Annotated in this window: 18 protein-coding genes; 6 read left to right on the plus strand and 12 right to left on the minus strand. The window is 72.0% G+C overall.

Annotated elements, in window-relative coordinates:
- Positions 1–34 precede the first annotated feature (34 nt).
- Entirely contained in the window at positions 35–2,332 is a 2,298-nt protein-coding gene (locus AB0J87_RS49205) for a xanthine dehydrogenase family protein molybdopterin-binding subunit (protein ID WP_363979068.1), read from the plus strand.
- A gap of 61 nt (positions 2,333–2,393) precedes the next feature.
- Here AB0J87_RS49205 and AB0J87_RS49210 read toward each other — a convergent pair whose 3' ends face one another.
- Positions 2,394–2,573, minus strand: a complete 180-nt coding sequence (locus tag AB0J87_RS49210) for a hypothetical protein (RefSeq protein WP_363979071.1) — start codon at positions 2,571–2,573, stop codon at positions 2,394–2,396.
- Positions 2,574–2,821: 248 nt separating this feature from the next.
- Here AB0J87_RS49210 and AB0J87_RS49215 point away from each other — a divergent pair, with 248 nt between their 5' ends.
- The 3 genes from AB0J87_RS49215 (at position 2,822) to AB0J87_RS49225 (ending at position 6,225) form a co-directional block, all read left to right on the plus strand.
- Entirely contained in the window at positions 2,822–3,256 is a 435-nt protein-coding gene (locus tag AB0J87_RS49215; RefSeq protein WP_363979286.1) for an ATP-binding protein, read from the plus strand.
- A 119-nt stretch (positions 3,257–3,375) separates the two neighbouring features.
- Positions 3,376–4,725, plus strand: a complete 1,350-nt coding sequence (locus AB0J87_RS49220) for a hypothetical protein (protein ID WP_363979073.1) — start codon at positions 3,376–3,378, stop codon at positions 4,723–4,725.
- A 78-nt stretch (positions 4,726–4,803) separates the two neighbouring features.
- Complete coding sequence (locus tag AB0J87_RS49225; protein WP_363979076.1) at positions 4,804–6,225, plus strand: WGR domain-containing protein; 1,422 nt, start codon at positions 4,804–4,806, stop codon at positions 6,223–6,225.
- A gap of 3 nt (positions 6,226–6,228) precedes the next feature.
- Here the strand turns inward: AB0J87_RS49225 and AB0J87_RS49230 are convergent, their stop codons facing one another.
- On the minus strand, positions 6,229–7,596 hold the full coding sequence (locus AB0J87_RS49230; RefSeq protein ID WP_363979079.1) for an MFS transporter: 1,368 nt from the start codon (positions 7,594–7,596) through the stop codon (positions 6,229–6,231).
- 85 nt (positions 7,597–7,681) lie between these two features.
- Between AB0J87_RS49230 and AB0J87_RS49235 the strand changes: the two genes are divergently transcribed.
- On the plus strand, positions 7,682–8,662 hold the full coding sequence (locus AB0J87_RS49235) for an AsnC family transcriptional regulator (protein ID WP_363979082.1): 981 nt from the start codon (positions 7,682–7,684) through the stop codon (positions 8,660–8,662).
- 15 nt (positions 8,663–8,677) lie between these two features.
- Positions 8,678–10,828, plus strand: a complete 2,151-nt coding sequence (locus AB0J87_RS49240) for a polysaccharide lyase 8 family protein (RefSeq protein ID WP_363979085.1) — start codon at positions 8,678–8,680, stop codon at positions 10,826–10,828.
- Here AB0J87_RS49240 and AB0J87_RS49245 read toward each other — a convergent pair.
- The 10 genes from AB0J87_RS49245 to AB0J87_RS49290 all read right to left on the minus strand — a co-directional run bounded on the left by AB0J87_RS49245 (position 10,825) and on the right by AB0J87_RS49290 (position 21,121).
- On the minus strand, positions 10,825–11,580 hold the full coding sequence (locus tag AB0J87_RS49245) for an ATP-binding cassette domain-containing protein (protein ID WP_350723970.1): 756 nt from the start codon (positions 11,578–11,580) through the stop codon (positions 10,825–10,827). The genes AB0J87_RS49240 and AB0J87_RS49245 overlap by 4 nt on opposite strands.
- Entirely contained in the window at positions 11,577–12,545 is a 969-nt protein-coding gene (locus tag AB0J87_RS49250) for an ABC transporter permease (protein WP_363979089.1), read from the minus strand. Before AB0J87_RS49250 ends, AB0J87_RS49245 begins: the two co-directional genes overlap by 4 nt.
- On the minus strand, positions 12,538–13,728 hold the full coding sequence (locus AB0J87_RS49255; RefSeq protein WP_363979092.1) for a sugar ABC transporter substrate-binding protein: 1,191 nt from the start codon (positions 13,726–13,728) through the stop codon (positions 12,538–12,540). The genes AB0J87_RS49250 and AB0J87_RS49255 overlap by 8 nt, the downstream gene beginning before the upstream one ends.
- Before the next feature lie 57 nt (positions 13,729–13,785).
- Entirely contained in the window at positions 13,786–15,855 is a 2,070-nt protein-coding gene (locus AB0J87_RS49260; RefSeq protein WP_363979094.1) for a prolyl oligopeptidase family serine peptidase, read from the minus strand.
- 3 nt (positions 15,856–15,858) lie between these two features.
- Complete coding sequence (locus AB0J87_RS49265; protein WP_363979097.1) at positions 15,859–16,653, minus strand: MerR family transcriptional regulator; 795 nt, start codon at positions 16,651–16,653, stop codon at positions 15,859–15,861.
- A 43-nt stretch (positions 16,654–16,696) separates the two neighbouring features.
- Complete coding sequence (locus AB0J87_RS49270) at positions 16,697–17,515, minus strand: patatin-like phospholipase family protein (protein ID WP_363979100.1); 819 nt, start codon at positions 17,513–17,515, stop codon at positions 16,697–16,699.
- A gap of 64 nt (positions 17,516–17,579) precedes the next feature.
- Positions 17,580–18,389: an alpha/beta hydrolase gene (locus AB0J87_RS49275; protein WP_363979103.1), complete on the minus strand. Its 810-nt coding sequence runs from the start codon at positions 18,387–18,389 to the stop codon at positions 17,580–17,582.
- Between the two features lie 54 nt (positions 18,390–18,443).
- Positions 18,444–19,604 carry a hypothetical protein gene (locus AB0J87_RS49280; RefSeq protein ID WP_363979106.1) on the minus strand — a complete coding sequence of 387 codons (1,161 nt, stop codon included), beginning with the start codon at positions 19,602–19,604 and terminating at the stop codon, positions 18,444–18,446.
- Entirely contained in the window at positions 19,601–20,119 is a 519-nt protein-coding gene (locus tag AB0J87_RS49285; protein WP_363979109.1) for a sigma-70 family RNA polymerase sigma factor, read from the minus strand. Before AB0J87_RS49285 ends, AB0J87_RS49280 begins: the two co-directional genes overlap by 4 nt.
- 3 nt (positions 20,120–20,122) lie before the next feature.
- Positions 20,123–21,121 (minus strand): DUF418 domain-containing protein, encoded by a 999-nt coding sequence (locus AB0J87_RS49290; RefSeq protein ID WP_363979112.1) that lies wholly within the window; start codon positions 21,119–21,121, stop codon positions 20,123–20,125.
- Between the last annotated feature and the right edge of the window lie 55 nt (positions 21,122–21,176).

Genomic DNA, 21,176 nt, shown 5'->3' on the forward strand with positions numbered 1-21,176 from the left:
GACAGCCGGGGCGGGCGCGCTCAGAATCGGGACCATGGGTGAGCCTTATGTCGGCGCCAGGACGCCGCGGCGGGAAGACGCCAGGTTGCTGACCGGTCGAGGCAGGTACGTCGGGGCGGTGCGGCTGCCGGGAACGGTCCACGCGTACGTGGTCCGCAGCCCCATCGCCCACGGGCGGCTGCTCGGCTGCGACGCCAAGGCGGCCTGGGCGGTGGAGGGCGTGCTCGACGTCATCACCCCCGCCGACGCCCCCGACCTGCGCCTGCCGTGCGTCCACCTGTCCCCCGGCCAGCGGCTGCAGTCCTACCGGGTGCTGGACGACGCCATCAGGTACGCGGGCCAGCCGCTCGCGCTCGTCGTCGCCGGCACCCCCGAGGCCGCCAGGGACGCCGCCGAGCTCGTCGATCTCTCGCTGGACGAGCTGCCGGCGGTGGTCGGGACGGAGCGGGCGATGCGGGACGGGGCCCCGCTGCTGTATCCGGAGTGGGGCACGAACGTGCTCACCGACTTCACGATGGGCGACGAGGACTGCGCCGCCTTCGTCGAGGGGGCCGCGCACGTCGTGGAGCTGACGTTCACGATGGGCCGCGTCTCGCCGCACCCCATGGAGCCGCGCGGCGTGGTGGCCTCGTACGCCGACGACGAGCTGACCGTGCACACCTCCTCGCAGGCGCCGCACCAGGTGCGCGAGCACCTGGCGGAGGCGTTCGGGCTCTCCCACGACCGGGTACGCGTCATCAGCCGCGACACGGGCGGCGGGTTCGGCGGCAAGGAGCACGTCTACCCGGACGAGGCGCTCATCTGCCTGGCCTCGATGCGCCTGGGCCGGCCGGTGAGCTGGTCGGAGTCGCCGGGCGACCGGTTGGTCGCCACGCTGCCGGCGCGGGCCGCCGTGCACCGGGGGCGGCTGGCGCTCGACGGGGACGGGCGCTTCGTGGCGATGTACGTGGACCTGGTCGGCGACATCGGCGCGCACCCCTCGAACGTGGGCGCGTCGACCTTCGCGGTGACGGCCACCCTGCTGCCGGGGCCGTACCGGTTCGACCGGGTGGCGGTACGCGTGCGCGGCGTCGTCACGAACACCACGCCGACCGGCTCCTACCGCGGGTTCGGGCAGCCGGAGGGCAGCCTGACCAGGGAGCGGCTGATCGACGAGGCGGCCCGCAGGCTGGGGATCGACCGGGTCGAGCTGCGGCTGCGCAACATGCTGGGGCCCGGCGAACTGCCGTACACGAACCGCGTCTACCAGCGCTACGACTCCGGCGACTACCCGCACGCCCTGCGTACCCTGCGCGACCTGGTCACCCCGGTCGAGAAGGCCGACGGGCGCAGGCGCGGCATCGGCTACTCCTGCCATGTGGAGACCACCGGCATGGGGCCCTCGAAGGAGTTCAGGGACGCCGGCATCCAGGCGGGCGGCTACGAGTCGGTGTTCCTGCGCATGGAGCAGGACGCGTCGGTGGTCGTGTCGTCGGGGGTGGTGTCGATAGGGCAGGGCATCGAGACGGCGCTGGCCCAGCTCGCGGCCGACCGGGTCGGGGTGCCGATCGAGCGGATACGGGTGGTGCTGGGGGACACGGCGGCCACGCCGTACTCGTCGGTCGGGTCGATCGCCAGCCGCTCGCTCGTGGTCGGCGGCGGTGCGCTCACCCGGGCCGCGGAGCGGCTGCGCGGCAAGCTCGTGGCCCTGGCCGCGCACCGCCTGGAGGCGGCCCCCGACGACCTGGAGATCGCCGACGGCGTGGTGCGGGTGAAGGGCGACCCGGCGGCGTCCCTCACGCTGCGGGAGCTGGCCACGTCGGCGTGGCGCGGCTGGGACCTCCCGGACGGGGTCGAACCGGGCCTGGAGGAACGGGTCAGCTACGACCCCGACGCCTACACGTTCGCCTACGGGGCCCACGCGGCCGCCGTGGCCGTGGACCCGGAGACCGGGGCCGTCGAGGTGGAGCGCTACTGGGTCGTCAACGACGCCGGGGTGCTGGTCAACCCGGCCGTCGTGGAAGGCCAGATCCGCGGCGGCGTGGTCCAGGGGATCGGCCAGGCGCTCACCGAGGAGATCGTCTACACCCCCGAAGGCCAGCCCATCACCGACTACTTCCTGCCGACGACGCGGGAGGTGCCGGACATCGAGGTCGTGATGCTGGAGACGCCGTCGCCGCTGACGCCCGGCGGGATGAAGGGGGTGGGGGAGTCGGGCACGATCGGCCCTCCGGCCGCCATCGCCAACGCCGTGGCCGCCGCCCTCCCGGAGATCGCCGGCCGGATCACCGACGTCCCCTTGACCCCGTACTCGCTCTGGTCCCTGCTCGCGGGGGTGGCCGAGACCTCGTGAGCCGGTCGCGTCGCCGGGCCTCGGCAGCGGCGACGCGAACAGGGCCCTCAGGAGCCAGTCGTCATGGCCGGACCCACAGGATGTCCTTCAACTCCTTGCCCGCCCGCGACAGCGCCTGCTCCAGCGCTTGCATCCCCGCGGGCTTGGGCTTCGGCGGCGGCTCTCCACGCCGGCCCGGCCGCCGGGCGGCGGCGGCGGGGGGCTGGGTGTCGATCTCGGGTGTGTTCTCGTCAGTGCTCATGGCAGGGCCCATACCCGGGCCCATACCCGTCGTTTCGGGCGGCGGTTAAAAAGAATTGCGATTTCTCACCGAAGATTCGACCCAAAAGGCCTCCCCGTGCGTACAGGTTTCGACGGCCATGTACGTCGACCCAAAGGCAGGCTCTCTTGTTGAGTGAAACGCGCATTCGCTGTCCCTCTGTCCCGGAAGCCCGGCAAACACAGGAAAGAGATGCCATGACCACGCTGCGATCAGCTCGTCGGAGCCGGATGCAGTACGTGTGGCCACTGCGCGAAGACGTCCGGACGGTCGGCCACGCGCGGGCGATCATCCGCGAAGAATTGTCGGCGCTCTCCCTTTGTTCGGATCTCGTTGACGACGCCGTCCTCATGGTGAGCGAATTGATCACCAATGCTCTGATGTACGGTGACGGCCCGTACGAACTGGCCCTGCACATCGACGCGAAAGAGATCATGTGCGTGGTCGTGGACAGCAGTCCGCTGCTGCCGGAGCCCGCCCCGCCGGACGAGCGGGCCGAGCACGGGCGGGGGCTGCGGATCATCGCCAGGCTCTCCGACGGGTTCTACGGCTGCCATCCCCAGCGCTACGTCACCCACCCCGATCTCGTCGGCAAGGCCACCTGGTTCGCGCTGCCGCGCAGCGGGGCGCCCGGCAACGTGGTGCCGATCAGGGCCGGGACCTAAACCTCCGATTTGAGTCAGGAAAAATCGGGACTTTCCGACTAAATCCGGTTAATGTGTCAGCCGCAAGCCGGGGATGATCTTCGTTGCGTGACGGAGCCCCGGCAGTTCTGGAGGCTGAAATGTCAGGCTGGAACTTGCGGACCGGCGCGTCGACGGCAGCGCTCGCGCTCGTCACCACCACGCTCGCCACGACCGTGGCCACGGGTACCGCATCGGCGGACGCCGCCGTCTTCTACGTGGACTCCGTCAACGGCAACGACTCCGCCTTAGGCACCTCGGAGGCCACCGCGTGGAAGACCCTCACCAAGGCGTCGGCGGCGAATCTGCCCGAAGGCGCCAAGCTGTTCTTGAAGCGCGGCAGCAGGTGGAAGGGGCAGCAACTCGCGATCACCGAGTCGGGCAACGCGCAGGCCCCGATCGTCGTGGACACCTACGGCACGAGCAGTGCCAGACCGATCATCTCCGGGGACAACGAGGCGTGCGTGAGCCTGGACGGCGATCACATCGAGGTCTACAACCTCCAGGTGGGAGTGCCCCAGGACGACGGCCGCTGTTCGTGGGCCGGCGTGAAGGTGACGGGCAATGACAATGTCGTCGAGCGCAACTACATCACGGGCGCCGCGGCCGGGGTCTACATCGCGCCGAAGGCGCAGCGTAACGCGGTGACGGCCAACGACTTCATCGACAACAACTTCATGAGCAAGAACACCGAGGAGCCGGGCAACGACGACTCGGGCGCGTTCGCGATCCTCGTCCAGGGTGACAACTCCGACATCGGCTGGAACGAGTTCCGCGGCTCGATCGCGACCAGCTACGACTACGGGTTGGACGGCGCGGCCGTGGAGATCTTCCTCGGCTCCGACAACCGCATCCACCACAACATCTCGGTGGACAACGAGACCTTCACCGAGCTCGGCACCAGCCACGGCGTCGACGAGAACGGCGACCCCGAGGACCCCGACGGCACCTCGGGCAACGTCTTCGAGTACAACGTGATCACCGGCCCCAAGACGGGCGCGGCCCTCGTCACCCGCGGCCCGCAGGAGCCCGGGGAGGACCCCGACCCGAACGGGCCCGTGTTCGGCACCGTGTTCCGCAACAACTCCGTGTACCTGCCCCAGGCGGGCTCCCAGGGCGTCGTCTGCGACGCCGGCTGCACCAACGCCCACCTGTCGATGTCGCAGAACATCATCCAGGTCACGGCCAAGACCGCCTACGGCCCGAACGTCACCGACAGCCACCACAACGTGTTCTTCGGCGCCTCGCAGCACCAGATGGGCGGCCACGACAACATCACGGCCGACCCGCGGTTCAACCTGTCGAACACCGCCAACCCGCTGAGCCTGCGTGCCGGGAGCCCGGCCATCGACTTCGGGATCACCAAGTTCAGCGACAGCGACGTGACCGGCCGGGCCATCGACGGCAGTGACGGCGCGGTCGACGCCGGAGCGTACGAGTACGACAAGTAGGTCCCTGCGATTTGTCGCCACCGTCCTCTACTCTCCGGGGCAAGTGATCAAGCCCGGCAAATCAGGAGAAGTACGGACATGACCTACCTGGAGCTGTCAGAGGACGGCGGCGGATCGCACAAGTTCTACGACGTGACCGTGGCGGGCACCCGCGTCACGATCACCTACGGACGCATCGGCGAGAGCGGCCAGACCAAGGTCACCGACTTCCCCACCGCGGCCAAGGCCCAGGCCGCGGCCGCCAAGAAGATCGGCGAGAAGACCCGCAAGGGGTACGCCGCGGCGGTCCGCGGAATGCGCCAGCGCCGGGCCGTCACCCGCCGGGCCATCCCCAGCACGCAGTCGACCGCCCAGCAGGCGCCGGTCCTGTGGCGCTTCGACAGCGGGGCGTCGGCGTTCGGCATCTTCGTGGACGACGAGCGCTGCTGGGTCGGCAACCAGCACGGCGACGTCTACACCGTCACCCACTCCGGCACCGTGACCGGCCGCTTCAAGCTGCCCGACGGCGTCAAGTGCATCGTGGCCGACGACTTCTGGATCTACGCGGGCTGCGACGACGGCCGCGTGTACGACCTGAGCGGCAAGGTGCCGAGGTCCGCGTACGAGATCGCCACCGACGTGGACATCTACTGGCTCGACATCCACGACGGCGTGCTCGGCGTCTCCGACCGCGCCGGCGGGGTCACCACGATCGACTACGAGGACGAGTTCCAGTGGTCGCGCGGCGTCGCCGGCGACTCGGCCTGGATGGTCAGGTGCGACGAGGACTCGGTCTACCACGGGCACTCCAAGGGCGTGGCCCGCTACGACGTCCAGGACGGCACGCCCGTCTGGCAGACCGCCCTCGGCGAGCAGGTGCTGTTCGGCTGGCAGGAGGCGCACTCCGTCTACGCCGGCACCGCCCGCGGCTCCGTGGGCCGCGTGATCCGCCTGGCCAAGGGCGACGGCCGGATCGAGGCGGCCTACCAGTGCGACGGCGCCGTCTACTCCTGCGCCACCTCGCCGGGCGGCCGCCACGTCTTCGCCGGTGACAACCACTCGTCGGTCTACTGCTTCGACGCCTCCGGCGAGCGGCTGTGGAAGCTCGGCACCGGCTGCGGCTCCGCGTTCTCCATGCAGTTCCTGGACGACCGCCTCTACATCGTCACCACCGACGGCTCGCTGGCCTGCATCGACGCCAGTGAGGCGGCCATCGCCGCGGCCCGCACGGGCACCGTGCCGCAGCCGCTCGACGTCAAGGCGGCCGCGTCGCTGCAGGTGGTGGAGCCGTCGGTGACGCTGGAGACCACCACCGACGCGGGCGACGGCGTGGTGGTGGAGTGCTTCAAGGAGGGCGAGCGGCTGCGGGTCCGCGTGGTCAGCCCCGGCTTCGAGACGTGGAACGTGCAGTTCCCCAAGGACATCCGGGAGGCCGGAGCCCGCTACCTCGTCGACGGCGTGCGCTCCGCCGGCCGGGGCGGCTTCTACCGCGCGTACGGGGACATCCGCCGGCTGCTCTGACGCTCACGCGGCTCGCGCGGGACGGACAGTCGCCAGGACCAGGAGCCCCGCCGCCAGGCCGGTGACCGCGCTCGCCCGGTAGACGTCGTCGAGCGCGGCGTACGGCGCCAGGCCGTCCTGGTACAGGATGCCGAACACGGCGACGCCGAGCGCGTAACCGAGCTGCCTGAGCGTGTTGACGGTGCCCGCGGCCATGCCCGCGCGGTGCGGAGGGGCGTACGACATGGCGGCCGAGCTCAGCGACGGGATGGACAGCCCCACGCCCACCCCCGTCACGATCAGGCCGGGCACCAGCGCGGTCCACGACGAGTCGGCGTCGAGCGTGCCCTGGAGGAAGGCGCCCGCGCCGATCAGCAGCAGCCCGCCGCCGATCGCCGCCCTCGGGGACAGCCCGGGGAGGAGCCGGGCGGCGGCGACCGAGGTCACCAGGGAGGCGAGGGCCATCGGCGACAGCGCCAGCCCCGCCATCACGGGGCTGAGCCGGAGGTCCTGCTGCAGCCAGAGCGAGGTGAACGCGAGACAGGCGAACGCCGCCGGCACCAGCAGCATGGCTCCGGTCATGATGCCGCTGAACGACCGGTTCGCGAAGAGCCTGAGGTCCAGCATGGGGTGATCGCCGCGCGTCTCGATGACGCCGAACACCGCGAGCGCCACCGCCGCCGCGGCCAGTGGCACGAGCGTCCGCGCCGACGTCCAGCCGTGCTGCCCGACCTCGATCAGCCCGTACGTGAGCGCGCCCGCCGCCACCGTGAACGTCGCCATGCCCGGCCAGTCGAGCCGCCCCTTGCCGGGCCGGCGCGACTCCTCGACCGTGCGCAGGGTCAGCCAGACCGCACCCAGGCTGATGGGCAGGTTCACCAGGAAGATGGCCCGCCAGTGCAGGTGCTCGGTGAGCAGGCCGCCGAGCACGGGGGCGACGGCCGCGGCGGCCCCGCTGACGCCGCCCCACACGCCGAACGCGATGCCGCGCTGCCTGCCGTGATAGGTCGCGCTGACCAGGGCCAGGGTCGTGGCCATCATGGCGGCCCCGCCCGCGCCCTGGACCACGCGGGCGGCCAGCAGCACGCCGCCGCTGGGCGCCAGCCCGCAGGCCAGCGAGGCCAGCGCGAACACGATCAGCGCCCACAGATAGACCTTGCGCCGTCCCGCGTGATCGGCGAAGGAACCGGCGGCGAGCAGCAGGGCGGCCAGGGCCAGCGCGTAGCCGTCCAGCAGCCACTGGGTGCCGGTGAAGGACATGTGGAGGTCGTCGATGATGTCGGGGAGCGCGACCATCACGATGGTCACGTCGACGAGGAGCATGAATGCGCCGGTGCACGCGGCCACCAACGGCCACCAGCCGGTCCTCGTCGCTGCGGAGGTCTGGGTCATGGGGGATAAGATCGGGCCCGCATGGGGATATTCGCCAGCAGAAGCAGCACTTCTGGCGCTTTTCCCCGCGAGCTAGCCTGTGATGGTGAAAAACATCGAGCTGGACGAGCTGGACCGCAGGCTCCTGCACGCGCTGCAGGTGGACGGGCGGGCCGCGTTCAGCCGCATCGGCGAGGTGCTCGGCGTGTCCGACCAGCGGGTGGCCCGCCGCTACCGGCGGCTGCGCGCCAGCGGCACCGTACGGGTGGTCGGCGCCGTGGACGGGCGGCGGCTCGGCTTCGAGTCGTGGTCCATCAGGTTGCGGTGCACCCCCGACGCGGCGGTCTCGATCGCCGAGGCGCTCGCGCGGCGCTCCGACACGTTCTGGGTGCATCTGCTGTCCGGCGGCACCGAGATCTCCTGTAACACGATCCAGCGCACGGCGAAGGAGCGCCAGTCGCTGCTGCTGGGCAGGCTCGCCAAGACCGACCGCGTGCTGTCGGTGACGGCGCACCGGACCCTGCACATGTTCGTCGGCGGGCGGGTCGGCTGGGACGGGCTGGCCGCGCTCTCCCCCGAGCAGGCGGCGGGCATCGAGGAGGGACGGGCGTTCGCCCGCCATGCCGAGGACGAGGAGATCACGCTGGGCCCCGGTGACGACGCCCTGCTGGAGGCGCTGTCGCGGGACGGCCGGGCGCCCTACGCGGACCTGGCCGCGGCGACGGGCTGGTCCGAGTCGACGGTCCGGCGCCGGGTGGAGCAGCTCTACGGGACGGGGGCGCTCTTCTTCCACCTCGACGTGATGCCCGTGCTGCTGGGCCACCGGGTGGAGGCGCAGCTGTGGATGTCGGTGCCGCCGGCCGAGCTGGACGCCACCGGGCGGGCGCTGACCTGGCACCCGGAGGTCGCGTACGTCGGCGCGACGACGGGCCCCGCCAACCTGATGGCCAACGTCGTCTGCCGCGACGACGCGGCGTTCTACCGCTACCTGACCGAGAGCCTGGGCGCGCTGCCCGCGATCGGGCGCATCGAGACCGCGCCGATCATCAGGACCGTGAAGCGGTTCGGGGCCGTGCTCCCGCTCTGACCCGATAATCGAGGCGTGCACCGGCCAACCAGGCGCTCGTTCCTCCGGCTCGGCGGCGTGACCGCGGCCGGGCTGCTCGGCGCGCTGGTGCCCGCCGACCCCGCGCACACCCCGGACGACTCCTTCCTCCGCTTACGCCGCCGCTGGCGGGAGGTCACGGTGGGCGGCGGGTACGACCCGGCCGCCGAGCCGTACCGGACCTGGCTGGACAGACTGGGCAGAACGGCCGCCCGCCACCGCGACACCATGGCCCCCGGCCGCGCCTCGCTCTGGCCCGACCAGGCGTTCCCCTCCTTCGTGACCACGCCGCGGCGGCTGCGGGCCATGGCGCAGGCGTACGTGCTGGAGGGCACCGGCCTGACCGGCGACGCTGGGCTGGCGGCGGCGGTCGCGGAAGGGGTGGACCACTACCGGCGGAGCGTGTACGCCGACGGCGCCGAGGCGACCGGCAACTGGTGGCACTGGCAGATCGGCGTGCCGAAGGCGCTGCTCGACGCGGCGGTGCTCGCCGGCCTGCCCGAGCCGCAGAGCGCGCGGCTGCGGGACGCGGTCGACCACTTCGTGCCGGAACGCCGGCTCGGCCGGTACAGGGGCAACAGCACCGCGGCCAACCGCGTGGACCTGTGCCTGGTGATGCTGCTGCGGGCCATGCTCGACGCCGACCACGGCAGGGCGGCGCTGGCGGCGTCCGCGCTCGCGCCGGTGTTCCGCCTCGTCGGCGAGGGCGACGGGTTCTACCGGGACGGGTCGTTCATCCAGCACACGCACGTGCCCTACCAGGGGGCCTACGGGGTGACGCTGCTGTCGGGGCTGGCGACGATGTTCGCGGTGCTGCGGGGCACGCCGTGGGAGGTCTCCGACCAGAACGTGTTCGACATGGTCGAGCGGTCGTTCGCCCCCTTCGTCCGCGACGGCGCCTGCATGGACCTGGTCCGCGGCAGGGGAGTCGCCAGGAAGCCGTTCGGCGACCACGAGCGCGGGCGGGAGATCGCCGCCGCGGTCCTGCTGCTGGGGGAGGGCGCCCCGGCCGCCGAGCGGGCGCGCTGGCACGCCATGGTCAAGGGCTGGGCGGTACGCGACACGTACCGGCCGATGCTGGAGCACCCCGAGCCCGCCTTCCACGCCCGGCTGGCCGCGGTCGTGGACGACGCCTCCGTGCCCGCGGCGCAGGAGCCGGTCGGGCACCGGCTGCTGCCGATGAGCGCCCGGGCCGTGCACCGCAGGCCGGGCTGGTGCGCGGCGCTCAGCATGGCCTCCTCCAGGATCGGCCACTACGAGCACGGCAACGGCGAGAACCTGCGCGGCTGGCACACCGGCTCGGGGATGCTCTATTGGTGGGCGACGGGCCACGGCGACCAGTATTCGGACGACTTCTGGCCCACCGTGGACCCCTACCGGCTGCCCGGGACGACCGTCTCCACCAAGAGGCTGCCCGACGGCGCGGGCGGAGACTGGGGCGACACCTGCCCGCCGGGCCGGTGGGTGGGCGGGGCCACGGACGGCACGTACGCCACCGTCGGCCAGCACCTGAACGGCCTGGAGAGCACGATGGAGGCGTTCAGGTCGTGGTTCTTCCTCGACGACGCGATCGTGTGCCTGGGCGCGGGCATCACCGCGGAGGACGGCGTGCCCGTCGAGACGGTCGTGGACAACCGCAGGACCGGCGCCGCGCTGACGGTGCGGGAGGGCTGGGCCCACCTCGAAGGGCACGGCGGCTACGTCGTGCGCGGGCCCCTGCGCACGCTGCGCGAGCGCCGCGCCGGCGGCGGCGTGACCCGCGACTACGTGACGCTCTGGCTCGACCACGGCGTCGATCCGCGCTCGGCCGGATACGTCTACCTGCTCATGCCGGGCGCCGGCCAGGAGGAGACCAGCGCGCGGGCGGCCGACCCCGGCTGGGTGCGCGTGCTCGCCAACACCGGCCGCCTGCAGGCCGTCCACGTGCCCTCGCTGGGCCTCACCGCGGCGAACTTCTGGGACGCCGGGACCGCGGGCGGCCTGACCGCCTCGGCCCCGTGCGCGGTGCTGGTGCGCGGGGACACGCTGACCGTGTCGGACCCCCGGTGCGACCTCGACGAGCTGACCGTCACGTGGGCGGGGGAGACGTTCACCTTCGACGGCCTGGTCGGCCGGGAGGGCGCCTCCACAACCGTGCGGCTCCGCTAGTGACCGCCGCCGCGCGCCCTGCGGTACTCCTGCACGACCAGGTCCGTGAGCTCCTGGAGCGAGGTGTCGGCGGTGGGCTTGTCGAACGTGATCGTGCCGTGCTGGAGCAGGTTGACCCGGTCGCACACCTCCAGGATCTGCGCGTAGTTGTGCGCGATGATCACGATGGATACCTCGCCGCGCGCCTTCAGGTCGCTGACCAGGTCGAGGATCAGCGCCCCCTCCTTGGCCCCCATCGCGGCCAGCGGCTCGTCGAGCAGCAGGATCCGCGAGCGCGAGTAGACCGAGCGGGCGACTGCGATGGCCTGCCGCTGGCCGCCCGACAGCTTGGCGACCTCGACGTCCACCGACGGGATGCGCACTCCCATGGCGTCCAGGTGCTCGGTGGCCAGGCGGCGCATGCGCCGGTTGCTCAGCAGCCGCGCGAACCCGACGTGCTCCCGGCCCAGGAACATGTTGTGGTAGACGCTGAGCTCGTTGATGAGCGCGAGGTCCTGGTAGACGATGTCGATCCCCAGTGACCTGGCCTGGCGCACCGACCTGAGCGCCACCTCCTCGCCGTCGAGCAGGATCCGGCCCGAGTCCGGCTGGTGGAACCCGCACAGGAGCTTGACCAGCGTGGACTTGCCCGCGCCGTTGTCGCCGATCAGGCCGAGCACCTCGCCCCGCGTCAGGGTCAGGCTGACGTCCCGCAGCGCGGTCACCGCCCCGAACCGCTTGGACAGCGACTCGGTGCGCAGGACCTCGGTCATGTCCGTCCCGCCCTTCGCAGCCGGGTCAGGGAGACGTTCGCGATCATGGAGAGCAGGATCGCGCCGCCCAGGATGAGGAAGTAGGGGTTGGCGGAGATGCCGATGAGGTTCATGCCGTTCTGGAGGACGGCCAGGACGAGGGCCCCGATCGCGCCGCCGACGATCGTCCCGGAGCCGCCGGCCAGCGCCGTGCCGCCGATCACCGCGGCCGACACCGCGGTGAACATCAGGCCGGTGCCGCCGCCGATGTTCGGGTCGATGGTGTGGATCCGGAACGCCTCGATCAGCCCGGCGAACGCCCCCAGAGTCCCGCCAATCATGAAATTTCCGATTTTGATGCGCGCGGTGCGGACGCCCGCCTCCGACGCCCCCAGCGGGTTGCCCCCGACCGCGATCGTGTGCAACCCCCACCTGGTACGCGCCAGCAGCACGTGCAGGACGATCACGATCGCCGCGGCCCACGCCAGGTGGGCCCACGGATAGGCGCCCAGCCACAACCCGATCGTCCCGTCCACCGCGGCCGGGATCTCGGCGGGGTAGGCGTGCGACGTGGTGAGCACGATGCCGGTCACCGCGTAGAAGGTGCCCAGCGTCGTCACGAACGACGGCACCCGCAGCACCACGGTCACGAACCCGTTCGCGAACCCGATCGCGGTCCCGGTCAGCAGCGCCAGCAGGATCGCCGGCAGCGCCGGGAACCCCCAGAAGTCGATCGCGTAGTGCATCATGAACGGCGCCAGCGCCGCCACCACGCCGACCGACAGGTCGATCTCCCCGCTGACCAGCAGCAGTACGGTCCCGCACGCGACGATGGCCGTGGGCGCGGCGGCCTGGGTGATGTTGACCAGGTTGTCCCCGGTCAGGAAGACGTCCGTGACCGACATGAAGTACAGCCCCAGAGCGATCGCCACCACCAGGACGCCGGCCTCGCGGTGCTTCAGGAACTCCTCCCGGAATCTACGCATGGGCGATGGCGCCCGAACGTTCCACCAGCTTCTGCGCGGTGTCGGAGCCCTCGAAGCGCGTCTTGGTCGTCTGGTACGGGCCCACGTTGTCCTTCGTCACGAACAGCAGGCCCGTGTTCGTCTCGGAGGGGAAGAGCAGCCCGCCGGACAGCTTGTAGAGGTAGAGGTAGAGCACCGGCAGGAAACCCTGCAGGTAGGGCTGCTGGTCGATGGTGTAGTCGAGGTCGCCAGCCTTGATCGCGGCCAGCGTCTCCGGCACCAGGTCGAAGCCTCCGGCCACCTTGAGGCCCTTGCTCCGCATGTTGTACTTCTTGACCGTCTGCCCGATCGACTGGGTGGAGCCGGCGTCCACGGCCAGCATGCCGGCCAGGTTCGCGTGGCCCTGCGCGTAGGCGTCGATGATCGACAGGCCCTTGGTGACGTCGGCGTTCGTACCCACCGGGGTGAACTTGATGGGCTTGCCCGAGTCCTTGAACGCCTGCTGGGCGCCGTCGATCCTGGGCTGGATGTTCAGGGCCCCAGGGGTGGCGATGAAGCCGGCGACCTCGCCCGACTCCACCTGCTGGAGCGCCCGCTGGCCGAGCGCGTAGCCGGACTCGTACAGGCCCTGCCCGATGTAGGCCAGCCGGCTCGTGCCCTTGTCGTCGCGGGAGCCGTCCGCGTTGTACGACACCACGGGGATGCCCGCGTCCAGCGCCCGGTTGACCGGGTCGCGGAAGGCCGCCTTGTCCACGACGGCCACGGCCAACCCGTCGGCCTTGCCCGAGACGGCGGTGTTGCACGCGTTGACCATCTCGGCCACGATCGAGTCCTTCGAGCCCGTCCACTGGAACTCGGTGCCGAGCAGCGCGCACGCGTCCTGGGCGCCGTACTGGGTGGGGGTGAAGAACGGGTTCGTGGTGACGTGACAGACCAGCACGAACTTCCACTTGGGTGTGGCGGGGAAGTCGCCGGGCGCCGCCCCGGCCGCGCCGCTCGCGGCGGGCTTGTCCTGGCCGGCGGTGCATGCCGCCAGCAGTGCGGAGGCCGCGGCCGACGCGCTGGCCAGCCCGGCGCCGGTGAGCAGGCGCCGCCTGGCGATCGGGGTCAGCCTGAGGGTGTCGACCGCTTCTTCGACCTTGGGGTGGATCTTCTTCATCTGCACGACCTCGCGTTCCTTGCGGATCGGTGGTGCGCGGCCCATCGACCGGTCTCGTGAATCGCCCCCCTTCCGCCAGTGAACTCCTTGATGACGGTCATGTCAGGACACGGTTTGGCGAACGTCGTCGCCCGGGCGAAGGCCCAGCTCACGCATGACGAAGGCCAGCCAGTCCGTCTGCTGGGCAACGATCGTGCTCCAGTTCGTGCCGCCGTGCCCGGCGTCCGCCCAGACGCGCAGCAGGACCGGGTGGGAGGCGGTGGTGGCGGCCTGCGCCCTGGCGGCGAACTTGCGGGAGTGCCAGGCCGGGCAGCGGGGGTCGTTCGCGCCCGCGTCCAGCAGGATCGCCGGGTACGCCGTCGCCGGCCGCACGTTGTGGTACGGCGAGTAGGCCATCAGCACGGGCGCGTCGGCCGGGTCGGCCGGGTTGCCGTACTCGGGCAGGGTGGCGGCGGCTCCCACCGGGTCGTGGGCCACGCGCATCATGTCCAGCTTCGGGGCGACGCAGACCACCGCCCGCCAGAGGTCGGGGCGCTGGGTCGCGGCCACGCCCGCGAGCATCCCGCCGTTCGAGGCGCCCTGGAAGGCCAGCCGGTCCGGGGCGGTGACCCCGTCGGCGATCAGCCGGCCGGCGATGGCGTACAGGTCGTCGAAGGAGTTCTGCTTGGCGTGCAGCCGGCCCGCCTCCCACCACTCCAGGCCGAACTCGCCGCCGCCGCGCACGTGGGTGTGCGCGTAGATCCCGCCCGCCTCGACGAACGCGGCCAGGGGACCGAGGTACGAGGCCAGCTCCGCGACGTTGAAGCCGCCGTACGCGTGGAGCAGCGTCGGCCGCGGCCCGGTCCGGTCCAGGTCGGCCCGGTGGACCAGCGTGCAGGGGATGCGCGTGCCGTCCTTGGAGGTGGCCCACACGCGGGTGGTGACCAGCCCGGTCAGGCTGTGCCCGCCGCCCTGCAGGGCGGTCAGGGTGCCCGACTCCAGCTCGTAGTGGTAGACGGTCGGCACCTGCGTGTAAGAGGTGTAGCCGAAGGTGATGGCGTCCTCGCAGCCGACGACCTGGTCCATCACGCCGAGCGCGACCACTCCCTGGGCCACCGAGCTGACCGAGCCGGGGCCGGGCAGGGGGACCTCGCCGAGCTCCTTGCCGTCCGGGTCGAGGATCCGGACGCGGGAGACCGTGTCCACCAGCTCGCCGATCACCAGCCGGTCGCCCACCGGGGTCACGCCGGTCAGCACCGCGTCGCCGCCCGGCACCAGCTCCGTCCAGGTGTCCTGGTCGCCGGGGCTGCCGAGGGGGATGCGGACCAGGCGGCCGCGCGCCGCGCCGGCCGTGGTGACGCACACGTACGCGTCGCCGATGATCTCGCCCTTGTAGAGGTGCTCGGCGTCGGTGACGAACTCCCGCCATTCCCGGCCCGAGCCGTCCAGCCGGGCCAGGAAGTGCGGCCGGGGCCTGAGGTGGTCGACCTGGAGCACCGCCCAGCGCCCGTCGGGGGAGATCTTGGGGATGGCGAACATGTGCGGGATGTCCAGCGGCTCCGGCTCCGTGGGCGGCTCCTCCCCGAGCCGGTGGAAGAACAGCCGCCAGCGCAGCGGCCCCGAGACCGTCTCGTTGGCCATGTAGAAGAAGCCGCTGCTGTCAGGGAGCCAGGCCACCAGGCCGGGCCGCTGCTGGGGCACGCCGTCGAGCAGTACCTTCCCGGTGTCGATCTCGACCACCTTGAGCACGGGCAACTCGTGGCCCGCCGCGTCCAGCGAGTACGCCAGGAGCCGCCCGTCCGGCGACGGCTTGGGGGACATCCTCAGCGGCGTGCCGTCGGACAGCTCGTTGAGGTCGATCACGGTACGCCAGGGCCCGGTGGGCGCGTCGGCCACCTCCAGGACCATCAGCTCGCGCCCGTCGGGGATCCGGCCGCTGAACCACCGGGGCCCGTGCCGGACGGGGACCACCAGGTTGCGCGCGTCCATCTGCTCGACCAGCTCGCCGACCCTGGCCGCGAGCGCGCCGTGGTGCGGCCAGCCGTGGATCCAGGACCTGGCCAGCTCGTCCTGGGCCGCCTGCCAGGCCAGGACGTCCTGGCCGTCCTCCTCCAGCCACTGGTAGGGATCGTCGAACGTCAGCCCGCCGACCTCGTTGTGCTGGGGGCGTACCGGTGCGTCGGGATACCGCATGCGTCACTCTCCGCTCTCGCGCGCCTGCCTGGCGCGCTGGAGGTAGTCGATGACGGCGGGCAGATCGCCCGCCCCCAGCCAGTCGATCTGGCGGCTGATCTCCGCGCTGACCCCGGCGCTGTTGGCGCGCCACAGCGCCATGCCCGCGGCGGTGAGCCGTTCCTTGACCTGCTCGTCGCCGGGCTGCAGCGCGGCGGTCATGGCCTCCCAGCGCGCGGAGATCTCCTGCACCCTGGGGTCGTCGACGGGCGTGCCCGCAAGGAGGAGCTCCCGGGTCTCGCGGACGAGCTCCAGCCATTCGGCCCGCAGGCCCGCCAGCCGCTCCTCGCCCAGCTCCGCCCGCCGCGTGGCCAGGTGGTCGCGGAGCTCCTGGGCGAAGTACGTCTCGTACACCGAGATCATCTCGAGCGCGGCCATGAACTGCTCGGCGTCGGGCATGACCGACTTGTCCAGCAGCCACATGAGGCCGCTGATCTGCTGCTTCAGCTGCCCCAGCCGGGCGGTCTGGATCTCGATCTCGGCGAGCTGCGCGCCGAGCAGGTCGCGCAGCGTCCCCAAGTCGTCCTCAGGCCTGTTCAGGACCTCGGCGATCTCGTCCAGCGACAGTCCGAGGCCGCGCAGCGCGCGCACCCGGTAGAGCCTGCGCAGGTCCGCCTCGGTGTAGCGACGGTGCCCGGACGCCGTCCGCTCGCCGGCCCTGACCAGGCCGATCTCGTCGTAGTGGTAGAGCGTCCTGACGGTCACCCCGGAGGCCCTGGCCAGCTCCCCGATCGTCCATCGACGCGCGTCTTCGCTCACGCACCCGACCGTAGAACCTCCCGTGGCGGGAGGTTCAAGCCGTTCACTCCCAGAGCGCCGCCACCTGGGCGACCGCGCCGCGGCCCTGGGCGTAACCGGCTCGGGCGCTGGGCGTGCGTACCGCCGGGTCGAGCGGGTCGATCCCGAAGGCGGCCAGCGAGTCGGCGTCCGGCCCGATCACCTCGACCCGGCCGTCGAGCGCGGCCCAGGACGGCTCGCCGACGTCGGGCATCGGGGCCAGCACCAGCACCCGGTCGAACCCGGCCGCGAGGTCGGAGTTGGTGCTCGTACGCACGCCGCCGTCCATGTACCGGACCCCGTCGATCGTTACGCACGGCCACACGCCGGGCACCGCGCAGCTGGCCGCCACCGCGTCCACCAGCTCCACCCCCGACCCGGGATCGAACAGCCGGGTCTCGCCGCTGACCGCCTCGACCGCCACGATCACCAGGTCACGCCGCGGCCACTCGTGCACGGGCAGCCGGGCCTCGATCACCTCGCGCCGCCTGGCCTCGCTGATCGTGTCGGCGGCCAGCGCCAGCGCGCCGATCTTCCGCCGCTGCTCGACCGGGTCGGACGTGCTCTCGTAGACCTCCATGAGCTTCGCCCACATCTCCTCCACCCGCACCCCGCTGGGCAGTTCGAGCGTCTGGAGCGCGGGATCGACCTGCCGCTCCAGCAGCTCGGAGAGCGGCCGGCCGCTGGTGACCTGGGCGGCGACCGCCGAGCCCGCCGACGTGCCGACGATGCGGTCGGCCCCTGTCACGTCCACACCGCCGTCGGCGAGCGCCGCCAGCACGCCCGTCGTCCACGCGATCCCGGCGACCCCGCCGCCACCCAGTACCAGTGCCCGCTTGCTCATCGGCCCTCCTCATAGGGGTTCTTCCACCCCAACGCCCGGGGCCCGCAGGCGTCTTCCGTCGATCTCAGCCGGCGAGCACCTTGCGCAGCACCGCGGCGAACTCCTCGGTCCTGCCGATGAATCCGCCGTGGTCGCCGGGGAACTCCGTCGGAGCCGTGCCCAGCAGCTCGGCCAGCGCCACGGAGGTCCGGTACGTGACCAGCCCGCCCGACTCGTCACCGATGCCCACCACGACCTGGGCCGGGGCGGCCTTCAGCGCGGCGACGTCGGGCACGTAGCGGGCGGTGCCGCGCAGCTCATGGGCGAAGAAGCGCGCGCTGTCGGCCAGCATCTGCTCCGTCGGCTCCCCGGGAGGCCCGGCCGGGGCACCCTCGTCGCCCTGGTCGAACCCGGCGGTTGCCATGAACTTCGCAAAAGCCGCCCAGACGCCGTCCCGGTGGTAGGTCGCGATGATGTCCTCGGTCGCGGCGCGCTGGTCGGCGGCGTCGGGGAGCAGCTCCAGCGAGGGCGGCTCGTGCGCGACGAGCGTACGGACCCGGCCGGGGTGCCGGGCCACCAGCGCCAGGCCGGTCACCGCGCCGCCGCTGCTGCCGAACACGTCGGCGGTCTCGGCGCCCAGGGCGTCCAGGAGCAGGGCCAGGTCGTCGGCCCGCAGCTCGGGGGTGGAGTCCTGGGTGGGGTCGTCGAGCACGCTGCCCGAGATGCCCCGCGGGTCGTGGGTGACCACCGTGTAGTCGCCCGCCATCGCCTCGGCCAGCGGCGCGAAGTCGGCCGCGGCCATCGGCGACCCCGTGATCACCAGCACCGGGCCGGCGCCGCGGACCTCGTAGCTCAGGCGTCCGCCCGGGATGGCGAGCGTGTGCGTGGTCGTCATGGAAACCTCCAGTCGTTTCACCGTCGTGGCTATGACTCGCGTCGCCGGCGAAACTCATCGGCCGATGGCGGACAGATCGACGAGGACCAGGGTGTCCCGTTCCGTCTGGAACCAGGCGATGCCGTCCCGCAGGTGAAGAGTGGTGCGCGTCGAGACCTGGAACAGCCGGCCGGTGCGTCCCGTGGCGAGGTCGTGCATGCCGATCGCCTGTTTTCCGGAGGCCGCCTGGAGGAGCCGGACGAAGCGGCCCGAACCGAGCTCCCCGTGGGTGCTCCCCGGCAGCTTCCGCAGGCCCGTGCCGTCGCGCCGCCATGCCTCGGAACCGTTGAAGCACCACGTCACCCCGCAGTCGGTCCACGACGTTCTTCCGGAGGGCGGGACCACGTCCCTGCGTTCGCCGGTGAGCACGTTCTTCAGGTGCTCCACGGGACGCCAGCTGAAGTCGTCCGCCAGGTTGTCATTTCGCGGCGACCCGGCCCAGGGCCATTCGACCAGGCTGTAACCCTTCGTCCCGTCGATCAAGGTCGCCTTGCCACCCTTCAGCGGGGCCCGGTGGACGCCGCCCTCGTCGGGCGACCACACGACCATGCCGTCCGCGATGGCCATGCGGCGGATCCCCAGGACCATGTTGTCGCGGATGACCGTGGCGCGGTCCGAGAAGATCCGGCGGGGCACGCCACCCTTGACCGGTACCGTCCAGACCTCCTTCATGGGGCCGCGGATCGACGACCACGCCAGGTGACCGTCGCCGAAGACCGTCGGGCTGAACGGCGGGCTCCTCTTCTCGAGCTGCGCGATCCTGGTGAACGTCCGCTTGTCCAGGTCGTACGACCAGATCTCGTCAGGCTGGCGCTTGGGGTATCCCCGTCCCACCACGACTCGGTCGCTGACGAACACGTCCGGCATGAACATCGCGCCGCCCGGTCCCTTGGCCGGGATCTCGTGCACGGTGCCCGGCCACACCTGCTCGATGGGGGGCGCCCACGTGGCGGGGGTCGGCCGGACCGCCGGGGCGGGCGACGTGACCGTACGGGTGACCGCGACGGTGGCCGCCACCACGATCAGGATCGCGGCCGCCACCGCCAGCGGCGCCCGCCACCTCGCGCCGGACGACCGCTCGCGCGGCGCGGGCAGCCGGCGGGGCCGCCCGTCGTCGCGCACGGACTCGGCCCTGGCGGCCAGCGCGTCCCTGAGGCGTTCCTCGATGCCGGTCATGCCTTGCCTCCCAGTTCGCGCTGGAGCCGGTCCAGGGCCCTGGAGGCGGTGGACCGTACGGTGCTCTGCCTGACGCGCGTCGCCTTCGCGATCTCGGCGTCGGAAAGATCGAGGTAGTAACGCAGGACGAGGACCTCGCGCTGCCGCCTGGGCAGCCGGGCCAGCGCGTCGAGCATCTCCTCGCGCGACTCTCCCAGCAGCGCCGCCGTCTCCGCGGAGTCCACCGGCCCGCCCGGCCCGGCCAGCGGCGCCCGGGCGGCCACGCCGCGCCTGCGCAGGACCGAGCGGGAGGCGTTCAGCACGCAGACGCGGACGTAGGCCAGGGTGAGCTTCCCGGGGCGTTTGCCGTGCAACCTGGAGAAGACGTCCTGCACGACGTCCTCGGCGCTCTCCCGGTCGCCGACGAGCAGCACGGCCAGGCGCACCAGGGCGAGCCAGTGCTCGCGGTACAGACTCGCCAGCACCGCCTCGGCTTCGGGCGGCGCGGGCGCGCGAGCGACTGTCTCACCGTTCATGCCTTAGGAACGCGCACCGTCCCCGATCCGCTGCATCGCCGGGCGGCGCAGCCAGGTGGCCCAGCGCCAGAGCCACTCCATGGGGCCGTACCGGAAGCGGCGCAGCCAGAGGGTGGAGACCAGCCACTGGGTCGCGAGGATCGCCCCGGCGATCAGCAGCACCGTCGTCACAGGCCAGGTCTCCGGCGAGCCCGCCACGGCCCTGGAGATCACCAGGACGAGGATCGTGGCGGACAGGTAGTTGGTCAGCGCCATCCGGCCCAGCGGGGCGAAGACGGCCTGCAGGACCGGCCGGAGCGGCGTCCTGAGCAGGACCAGCAGGCCGCACACGTACACGCCCGCCATCAGGAGCCCGCCGACGGCGAGCGATCCGTCCTGCGCGCGGGCCTGCAGCCACAGGGCGACCGCCGCGCCGGCCGCGAAGAGCACGGTCAGCGCCACGGGGGCGGAGCGCTCGATCCGGTCGATCACCCCGTACCGGGTCAGCGCGGAGCCGGCCAGGAACAGCCCGGGGACCAGCGCGGTCCCGCCGCCGAAGGCCAGCGCCGCGGCGAGGAACGCGACGGCGAGGCCCGTCACGGCCCAGCGCGGCAGCCAGGTCGAGGGCAGGAGCACCACCAGGCCGACGACGGCGTAGATCGTCAGGATGTCGCCCCGCCAGAGCGCGAACATGTGCACCAGCCCCATCGCGAGCAGCACCAGGAGCCGGCGCAGCAGGAGCAGCCGCGGACTGGCGGTGCGCCCTGCCGCGGACTCCAGGAGCAGCGAGAAGCCGATGCCGAACAGCAGCGAGAAGATCGGGAAGAACCGCTGCTCGACCAGCAGCCCCATCCACATCGCGCCAGGGGTCTCCGCCGCGTGCTGGACGGGGACGAGGGCGTCGCCGACGTGGGAGATCGGCTGGACGTTGGCCAGGAGGATCCCGCAGAGCGCGAAGCCGCGTATGACGTCGAGCGCGGTGATCCGCGCCCTTCTTCGGGAATCGGGAGTTTCGGGTGGCATGACGCCTCATCCTGCGGGCCTCATGCCGGTGGCGGCTTCGGCCGGAAGCAGGGTT

The organism is Nonomuraea sp. NPDC049625 (genome assembly GCF_040675285.1).
GTDB classification, from domain to species: Bacteria; Actinomycetota; Actinomycetes; order Streptosporangiales; family Streptosporangiaceae; genus Nonomuraea; species Nonomuraea angiospora_A.